The following is a 23069-nucleotide window of genomic DNA, read 5'->3' as shown; positions in this document are numbered from 1 at the left end:
TATACCTCCTAAACTAATCCTATTGCTGTTATTAGTATATCTATAATCTTTATTGCTATAAATGGAGCTATTATACCTCCAAGTCCATATACTAAAAGATTTCTTGACAATAACTTACTAGCTGGAACTTCTCTATATTTTACACCTTTAAGTGCTAGCGGAATAAGTGCTACTATAATTAAGGCATTATATATAACAGCTGAATATATTGCACTTTCTGGACTCCTTAAACCCATTATATTTAGCTTTGATAATTCTGGATAAAGACCTATAAATAATGGTGGTATTATAGCAAAATACTTTGCTATATCATTTGCTATACTAAATGTTGTTAATGCACCTCTTGTCATTAAAAGTTGCTTACCTATACGAACAATTTCTATAAGCTTTGTTGGTGATGAATCTAAATCTACCATATTACCAGCTTCTTTAGCTGCTTGAGTTCCTGTGTTCATAGCAACTGCAACATCTGCTTGTGCTAATGCTGGAGCATCATTTGTTCCATCACCTGTCATAGCTACTAAATGACCCTTCTTTTGAAAATCTCTAATCATATCTAGTTTTCCTTCTGGGGTTGCCTCTGCAAGGAAATCATCTACACCAGCTTCTGCTGCAATAGCTGCTGCTGTAAGTGGATTATCTCCAGTTATCATTATTGTTTTAATTCCCATTTTTCTAAGGTCTGCAAATTTTTCCTTTACACCTTTTTTAACTATATCTTTTAAGTGTATTACTCCAAGTACTCTGCCGTTTTTGGCTACAACTAACGGTGTTCCCCCTAGGTTAGCTACTGATTTTACTTTTTCTTCACATTCCTTAGAAAAAACTCCACCTTTTTCTATAACATATTTTTTTACAGCATCTGCTGCACCCTTTCTTATTTCATTCCCTTTAAAGTCTACCCCACTCATTCTTGTTTTAGCTGTAAATTCTATAAAAGTTGCATTTAAGCTTCCCATATCTCTTCCTCTAATGCCAAATTGCTCTTTAGCTAAAACTACTATACTTCTTCCTTCAGGAGTTTCATCTGCAAGTGAAGATAATTGAGCTGCATCTGCAAGTTCTTTTATATCTACTCCATCTACAGGAATAAATTCACTAGCTTGACGATTTCCAAGTGTTATTGTACCTGTCTTGTCTAGCATTAATATATCAACATCCCCTGCTGCCTCTATAGCTCTACCACTCATAGCAAGTACATTTGCTTGATTTAATCTGCTCATACCAGCTATCCCTATAGATGATAAAAGAGCTCCTATAGTTGTTGGCGCTAAACAAACTAATAACGCTATTAATGAAGTTATTGATGTGCTGTTTACCATACCTGCTTCATTAGAAATAAACTCTGAATAAGTGTATAAAGAAACTGTTACTATAAGAAATATTATTGTAAGTGAAACTAATAATATTTCAAGTGCTTTTTCATTTGGTGTTTTCTTTCTAGCTGCACCTTCTACCATTGCTATCATCTTATCCATAAAGCTTTCACCCGGATCATTACTTACTTTAATTATAAGCCAATCTGAAATTACTGTTGTACCACCTGTTACTGCACTTCTGTCTCCACCACTTTCACGAATTACTGGTGCTGATTCCCCAGTTATAGCACTTTCATCTACTGATGCTGCACCTTCTATTACATCCCCATCTGCTGGAATTTGTTCTCCTGCAGAAACGACCACTATATCACCTTTTCTAAGCTCTGTAGAACTTACTTTTATCAATTTATCTTTTTCTTCTAAAGAATTTATTTTATTCGCCATAACATCTTTTTTAGCAGAACGTAATGCATCGGCTTGAGCTTTACCACGTCCCTCTGCTATTGCTTCTGCAAAGTTTGCAAATAGAACTGTGAACCATAATAAAATAGTTATACCTAATATAAAGCTTGATGAATTATCTTTTATTCCAAATAAAGATATAAAATATAGAATAGTTGTTATAATTGAAGCTATATATACTATAAACATTACAGGATTCTCTTTTTGTGTTTTAGGATTTAATTTTATAAAAGAATCCTTTACTGCTCTTTTTACCATTTTTTTATCAGATAGAAAACTACTATTACCCTTCATATATTATTCCCCCTATCCTATCATTTTAAGAAACTCAGCTATTGGTCCTAATGCAAGTGCTGGGAAAAAGCTTAATGCTCCAACTAAAAGTATTACAAATACTAAAAGCCCTATAAACAAAGCATTATGTGTTGGCAGTGTTCCTGCACTTACTGCTACTTTTTTCTTTTGAACTAATGATCCTGCAATGGCAAGTGTAGCCATCATAGGAACAAACCTAGCAAATAACATTACTAAACCTATACTTATATTTATAAATGGTTTATTTGCTGCAAAACCTGCAAAGGCTGACCCATTATTTCCACCTGCTGAAGAATATGCATAAAGCATTTCTGAAAATCCATGTGCTCCTGGATTAGCAATACTTTCCGCTACACTTGGTACTAAGGCTGCTATAGCACTTCCAACTAATGTAGCTATTGGTGTTGCAAGACATACTAACATTGCCATCTTCATTTCAAATGGTTCTATTTTCTTTCCTAAATATTCTGGCGTTCTTCCTACCATTAATCCTGCAATAAATACTGCTATTATTGCAAATGCAATCATTCCATATAATCCACATCCAACTCCACCAAATATAACTTCACCTAATTGCATTAATAACATTGGAATCATACCACCTAAAGGAGTATAACTACTATGCATTGAGTTTACTGAACCATTAGATGCTGCTGTTGTAAATGCTGCCCATGTAGAAGATGCTGCAATACCAAATCTTGCTTCTTTACCTTCCATATTTCCACCAGCCTGATGGATAGATGATATATCTACAGCTCCATTTTGAGCAAGTTGTGGAGTAGCATTTGCTTCATTTACTGCTATTATTGCAAGAGCTATAAGTAAAATACTAAACATTGCAATAAATATAGCTCGTCCTTGTTTTTTATCTTTTATATTTCTACCAAATGTAAAACATAATGCTGCTGGTATTATTAATATTGAAAGCATTTCTACTGTATTTGTAAAAGGTGTAGGATTTTCTAGTGGATAAGCTGAGTTAACTCCGAAGAATCCTCCTCCATTTGTACCTAATTGTTTTATTGCTATTTGACTTGCTGCTGGTCCTTGTGGTACTACTTGCTTTGTTATAACAGTTCCATCTTCAAGAGTTATTGGTTCTAAAAGCTCAACTTCTTGATAAGATGAAAAGTTTTGTACAACTCCTTGAGATGCTATTAATATTGATACTACTATTGAAAGAGGTATTAATACATAAACTATACTTCTTGTAGCATCTACCCAAAAACTACCTACTGTCTTTTCTTTAACTCTTGTAAAACCTCTTATAAGTGCAAATAAAACTGCAATTCCTGCAGCTGCTGATACAAAGTTTTGAACTGTAAGCCCTAACATTTGTGTTAAATAACTTAATTGGCTTTCACCTGAATAAGCTTGCCAATTTGTATTGGTTACAAAACTTGAAGTTGTATTAAAACTTAAATCTAGACTTACACCTTTAACTCCTTCTGGATTTAAAGGTAATACACCTTGTACAATTTGTAATAAAAATAAAATTACGAATCCTATAATACTAAAAACAGCTACTGATAAGGCGTATTTTTTCCAATTCATTTCCTCATTTTTATCTATCTTTAATACTTTATATATAAAGTTTTCAACTGGACTTAATATTTTAGTTAAGAAAACTTTTTCTCCATTCATTACTTTGCCAATATACTTCCCCAAAGGAATAGCTAGTACAACTAAAATTATCAAGTATAATGAGTACTGTATTATTGAGTTAATCATTCATTATCACCTCTTAGTAAAATGTAACTTAAATAAATAAATAGCACTAAGGCTACTAAACCAATAAGACTTATAATAACTGACATTATTTCCTTCCCCCTTCTATCTAAAATTATATAAAATTACATATAAAGATAGTGTTAGGATTATATATGTAGACATTAAGATTGTATAAAGATTTTATATTTTCCTTACACAATAAAAAAGTGGGCATATGTAAGGTTTTTTATTCCGTCGCCCTGCTCCAAGTCAACGCAAACTTACATATGTCCACTTACAAACTAAAAGCAAAGAAAGTATAAAAAAAGCAGGAGCTTTTATGTTTAAGCTCCTGCTTTTATATGATTTAAATTTAATTTTAGAATAGGTCTGGTAATTCTCCATTCTTTGAATTAGGAGTGAAAATACTTACCTTTGATGAAGCATTTGTAAACTGAATGGTGTTTTCAAGCCTTTCAGTTTTACTATCTTCTTTAATCTTTCCTTTATATACAACAACCACTTCATTTTCTAATACTGAACTACTATTATTTTCATTTAAGTTTTCTAACTTTATATTAAAGTTATTATTATTTGGTGATGTCTTTGTTTTAATTACATCTAATAGTTCCACTAAAGAAATATTCTCACCATTCTTAACAACTTTATAAATCTTTATATCATCATTATTTAATTGTTCAAATTTAGAATCTATATTTAAATTAAATTCTGATTTATTGCCTGTTAAAGTAAACTTACCTCCAAAGGTCACTGTTGATCCTGCAGCTATTTCAAATCCATTAGCATTAGTTTGAATATCTACTAAGTTATTTCTAATTCCATTATACAGGCCATGAGTTAAGTTTTTTATTTCCTCTCTTACTGTAACTTTTGGTGTTTCTAATAAAACTTCTGCAACTCCACCTTTTAACTTATTATAGATCATTATGTTTTTCTTAGCTTCACCGAAATTTAGCTCTCCTATCTTTCCCTCTTTAACTGATATAGTAAACTCCACTAAAACCTTATCTGATGAATATTTTCCATCTCCTACGGGATTATAAGTAATTTCTGGTACTGCTATTGTTGCTACTCCTCCATTTACACTTTGTATTCCGCTTATAGCATTAAAATTCTCACCTAAATTTATCTTTAATGATGGTTTAAACTTATAAGATTTATACTTAGTGGTAGAAATTATTCTATCAGCTATAAGATTCATTAGAGTTTCTTCTATACTACTATAATTATTATTATCTACATTAAAATAGTCTTCATCTTTTCCTGATAAATCTTTATGCAACCTATATAAGCTATTATTATCCTTACTATTATCCATAGACAAACTTAATATATTATATCCTTGTTTTTTTAACAATTCTAAGGAATCAGTATTATATGATACTTTTCCCATGGATATAAATATTATATTTTTTCTTGCTTCTCGTCTACCTCTTGATAAAATATCTACTGCTTCATCAAAAGCATGTCCTATATTGCTAGCATTAGAATTATCAAACTCTATATTTTTTATATATTCTTCATTAAGATTAGCTATATTCTTAGTTAAATCAACCTTTTGTTTTGCTTGACTACTAAATGTTACTAATCCATATTGTGTTTGACTACTTATTAAAGTATCATTATTTAAAAGCTTACTCCATAGTGAGTTTTTTATTGGTATTAATTTGTCCTTCATATCTTTAGACACATCTAAAACAATAACAACATCATTTGATACTGTATTTGTTACATCTTTAAAAATAAAGTCATCTGGCTTAATTTCATACTGAAGTTTAAATTCTTCATTTTTATTAACCTGAACTTCCTTAGAGCTAATAAGTTTCGCTTCTATAGATGGTAGCTCATTATCCTTTATTGTTATAGATATATTATTTGTAGGATTTATTGTAATAGTATCATTTTTCCATTGGAATTTAATATCTATTTTATTATAGATTTTTTGAACACCTGGTATTCTTCCCTTTACCGTAAATTTAAATGATTGTGGATTAGCTTCATACCTTGCCTTACCATTACTTTCTGAAACTTTCTTATAAATAACATTATCTAATCTTACAGTATTTCCTCCTGCATTTAATGTAAAACCTTCTGTAAAGTTTATATTTAAATCTATATTATTAACAGGATAACTATCTAATATTTTATCTGCAATTTTATTAAAAACACTATCTATTGCATTATCACTTGTTGGAAAGAATCCTTTTGCTTCATCCGTAGTACTTTGGTCATTCATATTTAACCCAGTCATAGCTCCTTGTATTTCTCTCATTTTGCTATTTCCTGTATCGTTCATACCATATCCTATTGAAAAGGCATTATATCCTTTAATATTAATAATTTTACCGATTTCTTTTGCATATTCTGTATTTAAGCCACCATCATCTGAACTACCTGCGCCACCAATACGGGCATCCCTAGGATTTTCAATACTAGTATCCCTATAATAATCCCAATATCGACCATAGTTCCAGTATTCATAAATTGTTCTATAAGTTGGAATTCCATCTGACATTACTACTATGGATTTATTAGCATTTGAATTACTTTCACCACTGCTATCTAATAAATAAGTTGCCTTTCTCATTCCTTCTCCTGTATTAGTTCCTCCATCAGGCCTTAATCCATCTATTATTGAGTTTAACTTATAAATTTCATTTGAAGGTATTAATGCTACATCCTTATTATTAATTCTAGCCCTTCTAATATCTGCATTTGTAGAGTACGTAACAATACCAATCTTAAGATTAGGTACATTTTTCATTTTCTCAACAAAATTTTTTGCAGCCTTTTTTAGCTCATACATTTTTGTTGTATAATGCCTATTATATGAATTATGCTCTTCACAATATCCTGTATTATTACATATAACTCCTCTGATTTGATCTTTCATACTTCCAGACACATCTAAAACTAATACTATTTCCTTTGGAGGTATTTCTGTTTCAAATGGCTTTGGTATTATTTTTCCACTAACTACTATATCCTCGCCTACCATAGCTGGGTTTGGAGAAGCTGAAATTTCCATATCAAAATCTGGTCTATCTGGAACTTTTGCCTTTACATCTAAACTTTTAAGGGATATTAAGGTTCCTATAACAAAAAATATTGTTATTAAACTTATTATTTTAAATTTATTTTTCTTAATCATTTTATCCCCCTTTTTTAAATATTATTTTTATTTCTAAATTTAACTATTACACTTACAGGAATAGTTACATTTGAATAACCCTTTTTCTTATTTAGAACTAATGAAATTTCTAATCCTGGAGCATCTTTAAAATTTCCTGTTGGGTTCATCCTATAATCTAAAGGTCTAACTTTAAATTCAGAAACATTATTTGACAACTCTTTTGGTAAATTTAACTTTGAGTCTATAACTTCTCTATCTTCTTCATTTACTTTTCTTATAGTTAACGTATTATTAATTTCGTTGTATAAAAAAGTAAAATAATCTGCTCCAACTTTTAGCTTTATTTCTGTAACATCAAGTTTTCCATCGCTAGCTGCTATAGAACTATACTCCATGTCCTTAGGGATTATTAACTCCACTCCATTAATTTTACTTATTCCCTCAGCTTGTGTTCCATACATTAACAACTCCTTTTGAATTGCTTCAGCCTCTAATTGCAGGTCAGAATTAATTTCTGTAGTAGTTAAGGTTTTGCTATTACTAAAGAAAAATGTATAAACTACTCCTAAAACTAAAACTGTTAAGCTTAAGGTTATTATAAGTTCTAGTAAAGTAAATCCTTTTGCTTTTGTTTTCAATAATTCCACCTCTTTTATTTAACAATTCTCCATAAAGATTTTTTTAGAAAACTATCTGTATTATATAATTCTGAAGATGCATTAACTTTTATCTCCTCACCCTTACTTATACTTTCTTTAGTTTTAAATATATCCTTTAAAACATCATAATTACTAGATAGTACATTTCTTACAACTTGAGGACTATAAGTAATTTTCTTAGTTCCATTGTCTTTAAAATTAATATTTCCTGTAGTTATTATGTTTCCAGTGAAATCAAATTCACCTTCTATGGTTATATCTCCATTTGTTACTATTAAACCTTTGTTTATTTTTTGTGATGCTTGTCCATTTATTTTATTATTTTCTATTACGAGATTTTGTTTATCTCCTATTAAAATAACTGATCCTTCCTTTTCATCAAATGCATTATTTTGAATATCTCTTACTTTATTAAAATCTATTTGATTATTAACAGTTCTAACAACGGTTTGCTCGTCATATAAATCCTTAAAACCTGTAGAATCCCCCATAGCAAATACATTTCTTGCAAATTCACTTTTTTGATTATTTATTACGTCTAAATCTTCTTTACTTATATTTGCTTTTTGAATAGTACCATCCATCTTAATGCTTGCCCCTACTGAATGTATATTTCCATTAAGATTTACTCCCCCTTGTTTTAAAGAATAATCATTAGACTTAGAATAATAGTCTTCAAAATATTTAGCCTTCATATTTGCTGACTTATCTCCATTGATACTTTCTAATAAATGAAGTGGGTTATAATATTTTAAAGTAACATTACTACCTAAATTATTTACATCTGTATAAGCTAAATAGTTCCCTTTTACTGCTACAGATTCACCAGTTTGATATTTATTACCTTTATCATCAGTTGCATTTAGATATGCAACTCCCATAATATAAGAATCCTTATCTACTGTTATTTTAGATGTATTACTTAGATCATTTACGATAATACTACTTGAATTTAATGCTTTTTCAGCCGTATCCACTTCTGTTGTCTTATCATTAATTCCATAAAAATTATTTTTAATCAATATACTACTTTTTATAGCATTTAATGCTAAATCATTATTTACAATAACATCTTTTTGAAAAGAAATATTATTATTCTCTGAAATGATTGAATTTGCAGATTTTCCTACATAAATATTTTTTGCATATATATTTTCATTTACAGATGAGCCTTTTTCTACTTTATTTTTTAAATGAAAAGTATTGTCAGTATATATGTTTCCATCAATATTAAACTGTGTATTTTCTAAGCTTATTCCTCCATTATATTTATCAAAAGTAAATGCTGGATTATCTAAATTGCTAGGATTACCTTTTATCCATATATCCCCTTTTATATCAATGTTACCTTCTGAAACAGTCATATTTCCATCTGCTGTTATCGCTTTACCATCAAATACAGGGTATATATTTATACTAGTTATTTCCGAATTATAATCTGGTGCCTTTACTGTAAATTCTGTAGAAACTGTTTTTTTATTTCTAAGTGTTCCTTCTTTTGTTTCAAAAGTAGAATTAACTTTTACTTTAATATTATCTATAATATTTCCACTCTTATTTACAACATACCCGCCTTCAGGTATTTCTATTATTATATTAGGATCTATTCCACTTGAAGTGTACTCCATAGCATCATTAGATATAGATTTTATATATTTCTTATCCTTTATTAAATACTCTAGAATATACAATTCCTTTGAGTTACCTTTTAAATTTAAAGTCTCTTTTTTAGATAGAAATTCATAGAATTTTTCTTTAAATAATTTATTTAAATTTTCCTTTCTTCTATCTTCTTCCTTTGTATTAGTGAATTCTTTTTTAACTTCATTATCTGCATATTTTATGGCTTCTTGTGAGGTTTTTATTATTATGTTTTCTACTATATCTAGACCTGAATCTGCTTCATAAAGATTTTGAAGCTTCTTACTTTCATTTATTCTCATTTTATAGTCATTGGCTGTAACAGCTAATATTGTTGTTCCTGTTGTAAAAATAATTGCCATAACTATAACTACTATCATAAAGGTTGAACCTTTTTTCTTTTTTCTTTTTTTCACCTCTTATTCACCACCAATAAATTTATTTTATATTTATGTTTTTGCTTGAGTTACCTTCAAATAAGACTTTATTACTTTTGTCTTTAACTGTTACCTTGTACTTATACATATCTGCAATTAAGCTTTTTTCTATTTCATTTTCTTCATATAGCATCACATTGCCTTTACTTGATGTTACATTTAACTTACCAAAAGAATTATTTTCCTTAACTACATGTATTTCTATAAACTCTTCTGTATTATTTTTTATATCAACATTGATATTTTCACTAAAACTATTTGTAATATATAAAAGAATCTTATTATTAATCGCTTCTTTCTTTGTAGTATCTATTATTGGACTTTTATTATTTTTACTATAAACCCTTAAATTTAGGTTGTTCGAGCCTTTATTTAATTCAACTATTAAATCTCCACTAACTGATGGAACACTATTTTTATCAGAATCTAATTCTATTTTATTTACATTATCTTTTCTAAAAAAATTAAGCTTAAAGTCTGCATCACTATTTTTATCTAAATTATCTGTGTCACTATATTTAAAATTAGAATCTTGAGTTATCTCAACATCAACATTATAAACTTCTTCATTTTTACTTGAGTCTTCTGAAGTAGCTCCATATATAGTTCTTTTAAAGCTTCCTGTAAACTTATTCTCTGATAAGCTCTTTTTTTCTATTTTATCTCCATCTAAAAGCTGAAAATACTTTACTCCAGTATCATCTTTTAATGTTATTTCATCATAAGCCTTCAGCTCTTCTAAAACCTTTTGCCCTATGTAACTTGCCTTTTGTTTATGTTCCGCATCTTTATTTGTTTTTAAGCTTGAAATTACCAATGCTGATAAAGGTACCACTAATATTGATAAAAGGGTAACACTAATGATTACCTCAATTAATGTCATCCCTTTTTTTGCTTTTAGTTTTTCTTTTTTCATATTAAACACCTACTTTTTAGTAACATTTACAGTGTTACCTTCACTTGTTACTGCAACTCTAGGATTTGAAGAATCGTCATCTTTAACCATTACTTCAACCTTTTTAGATGTATTATTTATAACCTTTAATTTTATTCCTGAATTATCTGAACTTCCTACTCTTTTTTCACTTAATATTTCAAGAACTATATTTTCTGATTTTGACTTAATCTCCTTACCTGTTCCTGAATTTTCTTTAGGATAATATGACGATGAGGTTTTATATTTATAATAAATTTTTCCTCCTTCTTCATTAAAAGCTATTTCTACTTCCTCAGTTTTGTCATTATCTGAGTATATATAACTTTCCCGTGAATCATCTTTAGCCTTTCCTATTGTTACTGTAGGTAATTCTGAAGATGGTGATCTAAGCATCATAGCAAAATCATTAATATCTTTTTTATCTTTTTGCTCTTCTATAGTTGAAGAGTATGCTCCACTTGCTGCTCCATTACTAAATAAAATTTCTTTTCCATATACATTGTTTAATGTCCATATTAGATATTCCATATCTGTATCAGATAACTTAGGAACTGCATGAAATTCTAAATTCATAACTCCTGCTAACTCTTCCTGAGATTTTGATGATATTGATATATTTGTAATTACAACTTTTCTTTCATAGTTTTGTACTAGCTCAATAAATTTTTTTAAATTTCCATAGTTTCCAGAAAAGTTTATTGCAACCTTGAGTTGTTCTGATGTTGCTCCACCTTCTTGACTCTTAACCTCTTGCTGGTCTTGTCCAGAGTTTTCTGTTGTATTATTTGTATTGTTATTAGAATTATTGGAATTACTATTTTCAATGTTTTTAATTTCTTTGCCATTATATTCATCAGCCATAGGTTTTAATGAGCTTTCTGGCTTTTTTACTTCTTTAGATATCATCTTTTCTACTGGTGATACTTCTATTGGACTAAAAGCTATATTTCCTTTAAGTCCACTATCACTTAAAAGCTTGTCTATCTCAATTATTATCTTCTCTTGTAAAATAGTTGGATATAACTTTTGTGATTTATCTAAAACAGTTGATTTTAATATTTTTAGTTCCTCTTCTTTTGAGTCTAACTTTGCTATTGCTGCCATTACTTCATTATATCTTTGCTCAACTTGATTTTTTTCATTTCTTTTTACATTTAGCTTTTCAATTTGATTTTTATAAATAAATTGATAGTAAACAAAGCATACTAATACAGTTATTAAAATACCTAATAAATATTTTTCTCTTTTACTTATATTCATACTACTCAACATCCTTTAATACGCATTTTATATCAAAGGTATACTGTCCATCCCCTGATATTCCACCAATATATACATCTTGTATATTATTTAGCTTCTTTAAATTATGCTCTATTTCCCCTATCGCAACCCTACTTGTTGAAACAGCCTGAATAGAAATTTCTGTATTAGTTATGTTTATGCTACTAAAAGTTACTTCTGTTGGTAAGCTAGAACTTAGTTTATCTAATAAATTAGTAGTTACTACTTTTCTAGTTTTTAAAGCACCAACTATTTTGCTTAACTCTATATCATATCTCTTTAAGATATCACTTTTTCTACTTATATCATCCCATTTAGTAATTTTCTCTTTTATATTTTCTTGTTCTAATTTTTCATTATAACTCTTAATTTTTCTATTAAGTAAAAATAAGCTTGTACTGTTCCAAGCTAAGGTTCCTAATATAACAACTGCTAAAAAACCTGTTAAGGAGTAAACATAAATATTTTTATTTTTTTGTTCCTTTTTTTGCCCTTGGTAAGGGGTAAAAAAATTCATATCTTTTACCATATAATGTTCCTCCTTATAACCTTATAATTGCGCCTATGGCATTTAAGTATTCTCCAAGATTTTCATTAGTTAATTCCTTGGATGTAAATTCTATATTTCTAATTTCTTCAATTTTATGAACATTAGTATTTAACCTATTTTGAATATATGTACTTATATTAGTTAAATTAGAAGTCCCACCATATAAATATATTTTATTTATTACATTACCAGATTTGTTGCTATAAAACTGAAGTATTCTTTCTAGCTCTTCTAATATATCATCAACAGCTTTTTTTATAGTTAAATTGGAAATATCATCTTCTTTAATGTTTAATAAATTTCCATCCTTTATCTTTATAGATTCTGTTGATTTTATTGACATATTTAAGCTTTGGCTTAAGGCATAATCTATATTATCTCCACCAGATTTTATCATTCTTGTAAAATCTAATTTGCCATTTTTAAATATTGCCACACTAATAGAGGTTGCTCCCATATCAATAAAAGCAACAGTACCTCCTATAACTTGTCCATCATTTGATGTATACTCTGAATAATTAGCTAATTTATTTATTGAATTATAAGTAACATCTAATGCATATGGGTTTAAATCTAAAGAATTTATTATATTATAATAAGCAAGAGCCATTCTTTCTGGGAAAGAAGTTACATTAACCTTTAGCTTTGCTCCTGAATCTTCAACAATTTTGTCTAAAACTATAAATTGAATAATATAATCATCTAAATTTATAGGTAAGTATTGTTGTATTTCATACCTAATTACAGTCTCCATTTCCTCTTCTTGAACTAATGGTATTAAAATATCTCTGTTTATTATTGAGGAAGAGTTAGTTGTAAATATAACGTCCTTAGCCTTTATGTTATTTTCCTTTATTAAAAAATCTAATACATCTATAACACCTTGAGAATTTATTATCTTACCATCAGCTATACATCCTTCTGGAGTTGGAATTTCAATAGCCTTGTTTAAACTAAGCTTATTTTTTTGATACTTTCCTTCTACTAGCTTTATATGATTAGTTCCTAAATCTATAGACAAAACTAATTTTGCTTTTTCCTTAATTCTGATTTTCTTTTCAACTTTATTTACTACTTCATAAGAAGAATTTATATCATTAGATTTTTCCTTTTTAAAAAGCTTACCAATGTCCTTTACATCCATACTTCCTCTATCTTTTAGCTTTGATAAATTGAATTTACTTTTTTCCTGTGACATTTTCTCACCTCCGGAGTTTAGTTGATAGTTGATAATTAATAGAAGTAAAATGCAGAGGTCATCTACATTTTACTCTTTAATTAATATTACATTCTTGTTATTGTTTTGCTGTAGCATCTTTTACTTCTGGGAAGAACTCTTTATTTCCAGCTTCTATAGTTACTCTACCATCAGCTGCAACTTTAACTACGAAGTTAGTTGCTCCTGAAACACTTTTTGGTGTTGGTACATTTTGAAGATAATCTTCTATGTCTTTTACATCACCAGTACCACCTTTTGCAACATTAATATCACCAGCACCTAATTCAATTTTTCCTTCAGCTATTAATGCTGTAACAGCATTTGCTATTGTTTTAGCATCTGCTATATCTGCTTTTTCATTTGCATTCTTTCTTACTTCCCCAAACTTTGGAATAGCTATTGCTGCTAGTATAGCTATAATAGCTATAACTATAATAAGCTCTATTAAAGTAAACCCTCTCTTTTTCTTTTTGTTGTTAGCATTTTTAATCATAATAAAATCCTCCTTTTATTTTTGCTTTATATTAATTTTTAAATATAAACCTATTTATATTTTGCGAAGCAAAATAATATAGAATTAAGGAAAAAATCCTTAAAAAAATTTTAAACTAGAATCGCTTTGCGATTATATAACCCTAAATTTTACATAGCAAAACATCATCTTTTCAATTCTACATATCCCTATTTTTACCAACTATGGTTATAAATATACTGTCGCTGATAAATAGAATATGTGTAGTAAACATATAGCGAGCAGCTAGAAGTACTTTCTGAAAAAAGATCAAAATCCTACATTTGTGTGTACATATCAAACATTGGAAGCATTATTGAAATTACTATACCTCCGATAACTATTCCCATAACTACTATTAGTAATGGTTCTATAAGAGCTGTTGTTGTTTGAATAGCTTGTTCAACTTCATCATCGTAGAAGTCTGCTGTTTTGTTTAATATGTCATCTAAGGAACCTGACTCCTCCCCTATTTTTATCATTGAAGATAGCATTTTAGGGAAAATATCATTTTCTCTTATTGGTGAACTTAATCCATCTCCTCTTACAACTCTTTCTCTAACTTTCAAAATGGCATCTTCTGCTACTTTATTTTCTAGTACTCCTGCAACTATTGGAAGGGCATGTACTAAAGACACTCCCGATGCTATTAAAGTAGATAAGGTTCTTGTAAATCTTGAAACTATTATTTTTTTATTTAATGTCCCTATTATAGGAAGCTTTAACTTTAAATAGCTAATTCTTAAAATCCCACTTGAACTTTTTTTGTAAATATTAAATATTAACACTATAATGATTATCGATATCAATATTAGAAATAAATTATTACTTAAAAACCTACTTGTCCCAAGCATGATTCTAGTTATTAAAGGAAGTTCTATTCCTTCCCCTTCAAACATCTCTATAAAGGTTGGCATTACAAATGTCATTATAAAAACAACAGCTGCTATAGCAACTACACTTAATATAGCTGGATATGTCATTGCTGATTTTATCTTGTTATTAATTTTATTTTCCTTTTCAAAATGTACCGACATTCTAAGCATCATTTCATCAATATTACCACTAACTTCTCCTGACTCTACCATACTTATTAAGAGTTGTGGAAAAACCTTATTATGCTTTGCCATTGATTCTGACAAAAGCTCTCCCTTTTTAACATCATCCTCAATTTTTGATAGTATATCTCTTAATTTTTTATTTGGAATTTCATTAGATAAAATATTCAAACAATTAGTTATAGGAACTCCTGCATCTAGCATAGTATAAAATTGCCTACATAAAATGGCCAAATCTTTTGTTGTTATTCTATCTAAAAATTTAAACTCTATAGACTTACTTTCAACTACCTCTTCAATCTTTAAAGGATAATATCCACTTGAAGCTATCATATTTATTACTTCTTCTTTCGAACTACCTTCAAACTTCCCCTCTATCTTAGTTCCATCTGCCTTCATAGCTCTATATTTAAAAATTTTCATAACTTCTTATCACCCCTTATATATCCTTTAGTAGTGTTATAGTGGCAAGTTCCTCTATAGTTGTTACTCCTTCTAAAACTAGCCTTTTACACTCTTGTGCAAGAGTTGTCATTCCATGCTTAATCGATATATCTTTAAGAATATTAGAATCTCTAGTTTTATTTATTATGTCTCTATGCTCTCTTGTTATTTCCATTATTTCATATATACCGATTCTTCCAATGTATCCAGTATTATTGCAATGTCCACAACCTTTACCCCTATATAATTTTAAATGCTCATTATCTTTTCCATTAAATATCATCTTTTCATAATCAGAAGCTATGTATTCTTCTTTGCAATTAGGACATATTTTCTTTACTAGCCTTTGAGCTATTATCCCTGATATAGATGTTGCCACTAAGTAAGGTTCAACTCCCATATCAACTAATCTAGTTATTGAAGATGGTGAGTCATTAGTATGAAGAGTACTTAAAACTAAGTGACCAGTTATAGCTGCTTTAATTGCTATTTGTGCAGTTTCTTCATCTCTAACTTCCCCTATCATCACTATATCTGGGTCTTGTCTTAATATACTTCTAAGACCATTTGCAAAGGTTAATCCAGCTTTGGTATTCACATTAACTTGATTTACACCACTTAATGTATATTCAACTGGATCTTCTATTGTAACTATGTTTACATTGTTTGAATTAAGTTCACTTAAAATTGTATAAAGTGTTGTTGATTTTCCACTTCCTGTAGGACCAGTTACTAGGACTATTCCATTAGGGCTAGCTATTATATTTTCTAGCTTTTTAAGATTTTCTTTACTTAAACCAAGCTTTTCTTTGCTAACCTTATAATTATCTCTATTTAAAATTCTTATAACTATTTTTTCACCACTTACAATTGGAAGGATAGATACTCTAAGATCTACTTCAGTATTTCCAACTTTAGTTATTATTCTTCCATCTTGTGGAAGCCTTTTCTCAGCTATATTTAGTCCTGCAAGAATTTTTATTCTAGTCACTAATGGTGCTAAGCTTTCTATCCCTAAAGTATTTATTGTAGTAAGTTCTCCATCTATTCTATATCTTATTCTTATTTCCTTTTCATATGGTTCTATATGTATATCTGATGCTCTCATTTCAACTGAGTTTCTAAATAATTGCTCTATCATCTTTACAACTGGGGCATTTTTTACATCATCAAGTTCTTCTACATCTAAAGTTATACTTTTTGACTCTAATGCTTCTTTTAAAAGTTCTTCTGCTGCTTTGCTTACTTCTTCGCTACTATAGTTTATTTGAACAAATTTTTTTATATCATTTTTTGGTGCAATAAATGCCTTAACTTCTAAGCCTGTAGATATGGAAATATCATCTATAGCAAAAATATTTAATGGATCAGAAAGCGCTACTGTTATTTTATCTTCTTCAAATCCAAATGCTATTAAATTATACTTATCGCATAAATTTTGAGGCACTATCTTAATAGCTTTTTTGTCGAAATTTATATCATTTAAATCTACTTTTTTTATTCCAGTTTGTGTTTCTATAGCATCTATAATGTCTTCTTCGGAAACAATTCCACCTTCAATTAAAACTTCTCCTAATTTTTTACCTAAAATTTTTTGAGATTTTAGCGCACTTTGAAGTTGAAAAGGAGTTATCTTATCTGCTGCTACTAAAATATCCCCTAATCTTTTCTTTTCAACTATAGCCATAAGCTCCCCCTAAATTTAATTTCCTTCTAAAAAAAATTTCCTTTTTTGTCCATTTACCTCATATTTTAATATTAATATAGCTTTCTTCCTTTTGCAATCAGAATATTAATTTTAATTTAACTTACTTTTCACCAAAAAAATTTTAAATATAATGACAATAACTCATTCCCTAAAAACATATATATAATAGTAGCAATAGCTATATATGGTCCAAAGGCAATTTCTGCTTTCTTATCTTTCAACTTAAATAAAAGTATTAGTGAAGCCACTATTCCTCCTAATAGTATAGCTATAAACAATGTTGTTAAAACACCTTTTACTCCTAGAAATAAGCCACAAACTCCTGCTATTTCAGCATCTCCTTCTCCCATCCCCTTCGTAATTATAACTATTAGATATATAATTCCAAAACCTAAAATACCTCCAAATAAATTATTTAAAATATTTATATGGCCAATATACCATCCTATTAATATATAAATAGCTCCTAAGACTACACCAAATATTATTGTAGATGAATATACATATTTACTTTCTAAATCTATAAATGAAATAACAATTAGCAGGGAAACTAACAAACTAAAAAATATAAAATTTAAGCCTAATCCATATTTAATAAATAATAAAATATATAAAAAACCATTTAATAATTCTACTAAAGGATATTTTAATGATATTTTTTTACTACACTTTCTACATTTTCCCTTTAAAAACAAATAACTAACTATAGGGATTAAATCACTCCATTTTAGTTCATATCCACAATTGGTACAATGAGAAGCTGGAAAAGCTATAGACTCCTCTCTTTGAACTCTATATATACATACATTTAAAAAGCTCCCTATACATAACCCTATTATAAATACAAATAACTCCATAATTATCCTCCTTAAATTTGTAAAGTTGACCTAGTTTTAATTCTACATAATGTTAATATATTCCTTTAGATATATAAATTTATAAAAAATAAATTAAGCCAAGATATTTTAATCTCGGCTTTAATCATTTTTCTATTATTCTTAAAAAATTCCCTTTTTTATCTATCTCAAAATCCTTTTCATAATTAGCTATCTTTTTTGCACCCTCTATATTTAAGTTATTTATTCTATTTAAGTCATCTGAATTGCTTATGTACTTATTTATAGATTTTGCCTTTTCTCCACCTTCACTTAGTATACTTGCTACAGAATCACTATTTGAAAACTTAATTTTATCACTTATTTCAGCTGTTTCTACTGCCATAACAAACTCTCTTATAATTGATTTTACTTCCACCTTTTTAGAGTCAACTATATATTTATTAAAATTAGGTACTAATATACCCGCTAATATTCCTATTACAACTAGTACTGTTATTATTTCAATTATAGTAAAACCATATTTTTTCTTCTTTTTCCTCGTATTATAATTATTATTCATATCAGTACCTCCAAGTATGATTTTAAAAACTATTATAATATTATTTACTTTAAGATTTTTTTAATTCATATAATTAATTCCTACTGTATAGATTATAATATTATAATACACTTAAAATCAATAAAAAAGTGGATATATATAAGTTTACTTATTCCGTCGCTTCTCTCCAATTCAAGGCAAACTTACATATGTCCACTTGAAAACTGAAGAAATGAGATTATGAAAAATAGAGAACTTAGAAATCTAAGTTCCCTATAGATTAGAATTTTAATACATTCCGTCCATTCCCATTCCTGGTGCTCCTGGCATTGGAGTTTCTTTTTGAGGAATGTCAACTACTGCAGCTTCTGTAGTTAAGAATGTTGATGCTACTGATGCTGCATTTTGAAGAGCTGATCTTGTAACCTTAGTTGGATCTACTATACCAGCTTTAATCATATTAGTGTAATTTCCTTGTAATGCATCATAGCCCATTCCAACTTCTTTATTTTTAACATTTTCTATAATAACTGAACCTTCAACTCCTGCATTAGTTGCAATTTGTCTCATTGGCTCTTCTAAAGCTCTTACTATTATATTTATACCAACTTGCGTATCTGGTACATCTGAAGTTATCTTTGCTACTTCATTAATTATATTTGCATAAGCAGCTCCACCACCTGGTACTATTCCTTCTTCAACTGCTGCTTTTGTTGCTGCTAAAGCATCTTCAATTCTTAATTTCTTTTCTTTTAATTCTGTTTCTGTTGCTGCTCCAACTTTGATTACTGCAACTCCACCTGCAAGTTTTGCTAATCTTTCAGTTAATTTTTCTTTATCAAATTCTGAAGTTGTTTCTTCAATTTGAGCTCTTATTTGTGATACTCTTTCTTTAATAGCTTCGCTACTTCCTTTTCCATTAACTATTGTAGTAGTTTCTTTTGTAACTTTAATACTTTCACATTGTCCAAGCATATCAACAGTTACTTCTTTTATGTCTATACCAAGTTCTTCTGATATAACTGTTCCTCCAGTTAAAGTAGCTATATCTTGAAGCATTTCTTTTCTTCTATCTCCAAAACCTGGTGCTTTTACAGCTACACATGTGAAAGTTCCTCTTAATTTATTAACTACTAATGTAGTCATAGCATCACCTTCAACGTCTTCAGCTATAATAAGTAGCTTTCTGCCTTGTTGAACTATTTGTTCTAAAATTGGAAGTAACTCTTGAATATTTGAAACCTTTTTGTCTGCTATAAGAATTAATGGATTATCTAAAACAGCTTCCATTTTTTCAGTATCAGTTACCATATATGCTGATACATATCCTCTATCAAATTGCATACCTTCAACTACATCTAATTCTGTTCCCATTGATTTTGATTCTTCAACAGTTATAACGCCTTCATTTCCTACCTTTTCCATAGCGTCAGAAATTAGCTTACCTACTTCTTTATCATCTGCTGATATCGCTGCAACTCTAGCTATATCTTCTTTTCCATTAACTGGCTTTGAAATATTTTTTATTTCTTCAACAGCTTTATCTACTGCCATTCTTATACCATTTCTAATTAGTATTGGATTTGCTCCTGCTGTTACATTTTTTAAACCTTCTCTTATTATAGCTTGTGCTAAAAGAGTTGCTGTTGTAGTACCATCCCCTGCAACATCATTAGTTTTAGTTGCTACTTCCTTAACTAGTTGAGCTCCCATGTTTTCATATGGATCTTCAAGTTCTATTTCTCTTGCTATAGAAACTCCATCGTTAGTAATAAGTGGTGATCCAAATTTTTTATCTAAAACTACGTTTCTTCCCTTTGGTCCTAAAGTTACCTTAACTGTATCTGCTAGTGTATCAACACCAATTTGCATTGATCTTCTTGCATCTTCACTAAACTTAATCATTTTTGCCATAATTAATTCCTCCCTTATTCAACTATTGCCAAGATATCATCTTGTTTTAAAATAGTATATTCTTCTCCATCAACTTTAACTTCTGTACCTGCATATTTTGAATAAAGTACTTTATCTCCAACTCTTACTTCCATAGCTATTCTATTTCCATCTACTATAGCTCCTGGTCCGACTGCTACAACTTCTGCTTCTTGTGGTCTTTCTTTTGCAGTTCCTGTTAAAACTATTCCACTCTTAGTTGTTTCTTCTGCTTCTAACTTCTTTATTACTACTCTATCTGCTAGTGGTTTAATGTTCATAAAAAAATCCCTCCTATTTATACCTCTAATAATAATTCTCTTTATTAGCACTCATCATATTCAAGTGCTAATAACTTTATAATAATGTTTTGCTTTGATTTTTTCAAACGCTACTTCATATATTATTACCCTGTATATAATAAATATTACCACTTTTCATTAATTATTTTATATTTCCTCACTCTTTTACTTATTTTCTTTTAATTTCATATATGTCCATATATTATTTAATAATGATTATATTTGAATTTGTTTCTTTTACATAATACTTCAAAAACATCCAATAAATTGTATCTATCATTGTTACACTTATATTAAAAAATATATAAGAAAATATATTAAAAAATGGCTAATAAAAACACTAATGCTATCTTATGCTGAATATTAAAATCTGTGAATTTTAGCTTTACTAGTTAGAATATGGCTACCACTCTCGTAATATATCTTATAAGTACATAATATTTTAAAATATAATATAACGAGGTTTATATCATATAACGTAAAATGTTATTATCATATAAAAACCTCGTATATATTAACTAATTTATATTTTTATATTTAATTTATCTTTCTAAGTCTATATTCTTATACTCATCAAGATTATCATTATCTATAACTGACTTTTTAGTTGCTTGTGCATTTATTTTATTAAAAATACCTTTAGATTTAAAAGGAGTAACTAGTGCTCCTGCACCATTTATACATCCTCCTTCGCACATCATACCTTCAATAAAGTTTCCTTGCAGTTTTCCTATTTTAGCCATAGTCATAGTTTTCTTTATTTCTATTCCGCCAGATACTTTAACAGGATTAAAGTTAACTTCTAATCCTTGACTTCTTATATAATTTTCTATAGCAGCTGTTAACCCACCATGAGCTCCAAATCCTCTTCCATATATTGATGCATCATCAACTATAGTATCTTCACACTTTTCAACTTCTATATCAAAGGCACTAAATAAGGCTAAAAGCTCTTCAAAAGTTATAACATAGTCAACAGCATCCTTTACTGACTCTCTAACTGCTTCGCTTTTTTTAGCAGTACATGGCCCTATAAATACAACCTTTGCATCTGGATCATTATGCTTTATAAATCTTGCTGTTGCAATCATCGGTGATACAGTTCCTGATATCTTTTCTACTTCTGTAGGAAACATTTTTTCCACATAACTTAGAAAACCAGGACAGCAGGAATTTGTCATGTAATTTTGACCTTCTTCTAATCTTTCTATAAATTCACTACTTTCATGTACAGTTACTGCATCTGCTCCACAAGCTGCTTCTATCATATCTACAAATCCTAGCTTTTTAATTGCATTTTTAATTTGTCCATATGATATTTTCGCCCCAAATTGTCCTGTTATAGCTGGAGCAACTACTGCATACATCTTTCTACCTCTTGCTAGTCTCTTTGATATTGGAACTATCAAGCTCTTATCTGAAATAGCACCAAAGGGGCATGCACTCATGCAGCTTCCACAATTAACACATGTTTCTTCTTTTATCATAGCTCTTCTATCATCTGGATCTATATCTAAAGCACCCGTAGGACATACTCTTTTACATGGTCTCATAACTTCTGCAATAGCATTATAGGGGCATGCTTTTTTACACATTCCACATTCCTTGCAAATTTCTTGATTTATATATGCTCTTCCAGCTACGTAAGTTATCGCATTAAAATTACAAGCTTCATTACATTTGTGAGCTAAACAGTTTCTACAAGAATCTGTAACACTATATTTATTTATAGGACATCTATCACAGGCAGCTTCAATAACATATATTATTTGATCGTCCTCTTTAATATCAACAAATTCATCATCTATATTATCTCCATTAGCTAAATACCCTGCTGCTAATTTTGCTCTCTCTAAAACAATAGCTCTTTCCTTATATACACAGCATCTATACATAGCTGTTTCCCCTTTTATAATCTCATAAGGAATTTTTTCTATTGATTCTGTTGTTAGATTACCTTCCTTAGCCAACTTAGCTACTTCTGTCAAAACCTCATGCTTAAGCTTTTTTAACTGAGTTTCAAATTGAAACATACCAAAATCCTCCTATATAA

At 29.0% G+C, this 23069-nt stretch carries 17 protein-coding genes; all 17 read right to left on the bottom strand.

The genetic code is table 11. The features are described from left to right. Nucleotides 1-8: 8 nt before the first annotated feature. Nucleotides 9-2075: a potassium-transporting ATPase subunit KdpB gene (gene kdpB, locus ACZJV1_RS02465; RefSeq protein ID WP_463651310.1), complete on the bottom strand. Its 2067-nt coding sequence runs from the start codon at nucleotides 2073-2075 to the stop codon at nucleotides 9-11. A gap of 12 nt (nucleotides 2076-2087) precedes the next feature. After that, nucleotides 2088-3827, bottom strand: coding sequence for a potassium-transporting ATPase subunit KdpA (gene kdpA / locus ACZJV1_RS02460; RefSeq protein ID WP_460286014.1), 1740 nt, complete (start codon nucleotides 3825-3827; stop codon nucleotides 2088-2090). A 358-nt stretch (nucleotides 3828-4185) separates the two neighbouring features. Then, complete coding sequence (locus ACZJV1_RS02455) at nucleotides 4186-6978, bottom strand: VWA domain-containing protein (RefSeq protein ID WP_463651309.1); 2793 nt, start codon at nucleotides 6976-6978, stop codon at nucleotides 4186-4188. A gap of 14 nt (nucleotides 6979-6992) precedes the next feature. Then, nucleotides 6993-7598: a PilW family protein gene (locus tag ACZJV1_RS02450; protein WP_463651308.1), complete on the bottom strand. Its 606-nt coding sequence runs from the start codon at nucleotides 7596-7598 to the stop codon at nucleotides 6993-6995. A gap of 14 nt (nucleotides 7599-7612) precedes the next feature. Continuing rightward, entirely contained in the window at nucleotides 7613-9676 is a 2064-nt protein-coding gene (locus ACZJV1_RS02445) for a hypothetical protein (RefSeq protein WP_463651307.1), read from the bottom strand. A gap of 22 nt (nucleotides 9677-9698) precedes the next feature. Continuing rightward, on the bottom strand, nucleotides 9699-10613 hold the full coding sequence (locus ACZJV1_RS02440; RefSeq protein ID WP_463651306.1) for a type IV pilus modification PilV family protein: 915 nt from the start codon (nucleotides 10611-10613) through the stop codon (nucleotides 9699-9701). Nucleotides 10614-10622: 9 nt separating this feature from the next. Then, entirely contained in the window at nucleotides 10623-11894 is a 1272-nt protein-coding gene (locus ACZJV1_RS02435) for a hypothetical protein (protein ID WP_463651305.1), read from the bottom strand. Between the two features lies 1 nt (nucleotide 11895). Continuing rightward, nucleotides 11896-12444 (bottom strand): PilN domain-containing protein, encoded by a 549-nt coding sequence (locus ACZJV1_RS02430; protein ID WP_463651304.1) that lies wholly within the window; start codon nucleotides 12442-12444, stop codon nucleotides 11896-11898. Nucleotides 12445-12457: 13 nt separating this feature from the next. Next, nucleotides 12458-13663 carry a type IV pilus assembly protein PilM gene (gene pilM / locus ACZJV1_RS02425; protein WP_463651303.1) on the bottom strand — a complete coding sequence of 402 codons (1206 nt, stop codon included), beginning with the start codon at nucleotides 13661-13663 and terminating at the stop codon, nucleotides 12458-12460. Nucleotides 13664-13760: 97 nt separating this feature from the next. Beyond that, nucleotides 13761-14177, bottom strand: a complete 417-nt coding sequence (locus ACZJV1_RS02420; RefSeq protein WP_463651302.1) for a prepilin-type N-terminal cleavage/methylation domain-containing protein — start codon at nucleotides 14175-14177, stop codon at nucleotides 13761-13763. Nucleotides 14178-14473: 296 nt separating this feature from the next. Then, nucleotides 14474-15676, bottom strand: a complete 1203-nt coding sequence (locus tag ACZJV1_RS02415) for a type II secretion system F family protein (RefSeq protein WP_463651301.1) — start codon at nucleotides 15674-15676, stop codon at nucleotides 14474-14476. 16 nt (nucleotides 15677-15692) lie between these two features. Further along, nucleotides 15693-17384, bottom strand: a complete 1692-nt coding sequence (locus ACZJV1_RS02410) for a GspE/PulE family protein (RefSeq protein WP_463651300.1) — start codon at nucleotides 17382-17384, stop codon at nucleotides 15693-15695. Between the two features lie 128 nt (nucleotides 17385-17512). Continuing rightward, nucleotides 17513-18262 carry a prepilin peptidase gene (locus ACZJV1_RS02405; RefSeq protein WP_463651299.1) on the bottom strand — a complete coding sequence of 250 codons (750 nt, stop codon included), beginning with the start codon at nucleotides 18260-18262 and terminating at the stop codon, nucleotides 17513-17515. Nucleotides 18263-18386: 124 nt separating this feature from the next. Then, the gene (locus ACZJV1_RS02400) at nucleotides 18387-18803 is read right to left on the bottom strand and encodes a type IV pilin protein (RefSeq protein WP_463651298.1); all 417 of its coding nucleotides are present in this window, start codon (nucleotides 18801-18803) and stop codon (nucleotides 18387-18389) included. 267 nt (nucleotides 18804-19070) lie between these two features. Next, nucleotides 19071-20696 (bottom strand): chaperonin GroEL, encoded by a 1626-nt coding sequence (gene groL, locus ACZJV1_RS02395; protein WP_463651297.1) that lies wholly within the window; start codon nucleotides 20694-20696, stop codon nucleotides 19071-19073. A gap of 14 nt (nucleotides 20697-20710) precedes the next feature. Next, the gene (gene groES / locus ACZJV1_RS02390; protein WP_322389777.1) at nucleotides 20711-20995 is read right to left on the bottom strand and encodes a co-chaperone GroES; all 285 of its coding nucleotides are present in this window, start codon (nucleotides 20993-20995) and stop codon (nucleotides 20711-20713) included. Between the two features lie 563 nt (nucleotides 20996-21558). Continuing rightward, on the bottom strand, nucleotides 21559-23049 hold the full coding sequence (locus tag ACZJV1_RS02385) for a 4Fe-4S dicluster domain-containing protein (RefSeq protein WP_460286000.1): 1491 nt from the start codon (nucleotides 23047-23049) through the stop codon (nucleotides 21559-21561). Nucleotides 23050-23069 lie beyond the last annotated feature (20 nt).

It is taken from the genome of Clostridium sp. LS3 (assembly GCF_055330225.1).
This window is presented reverse-complemented; position numbering and strand designations above follow the sequence as displayed.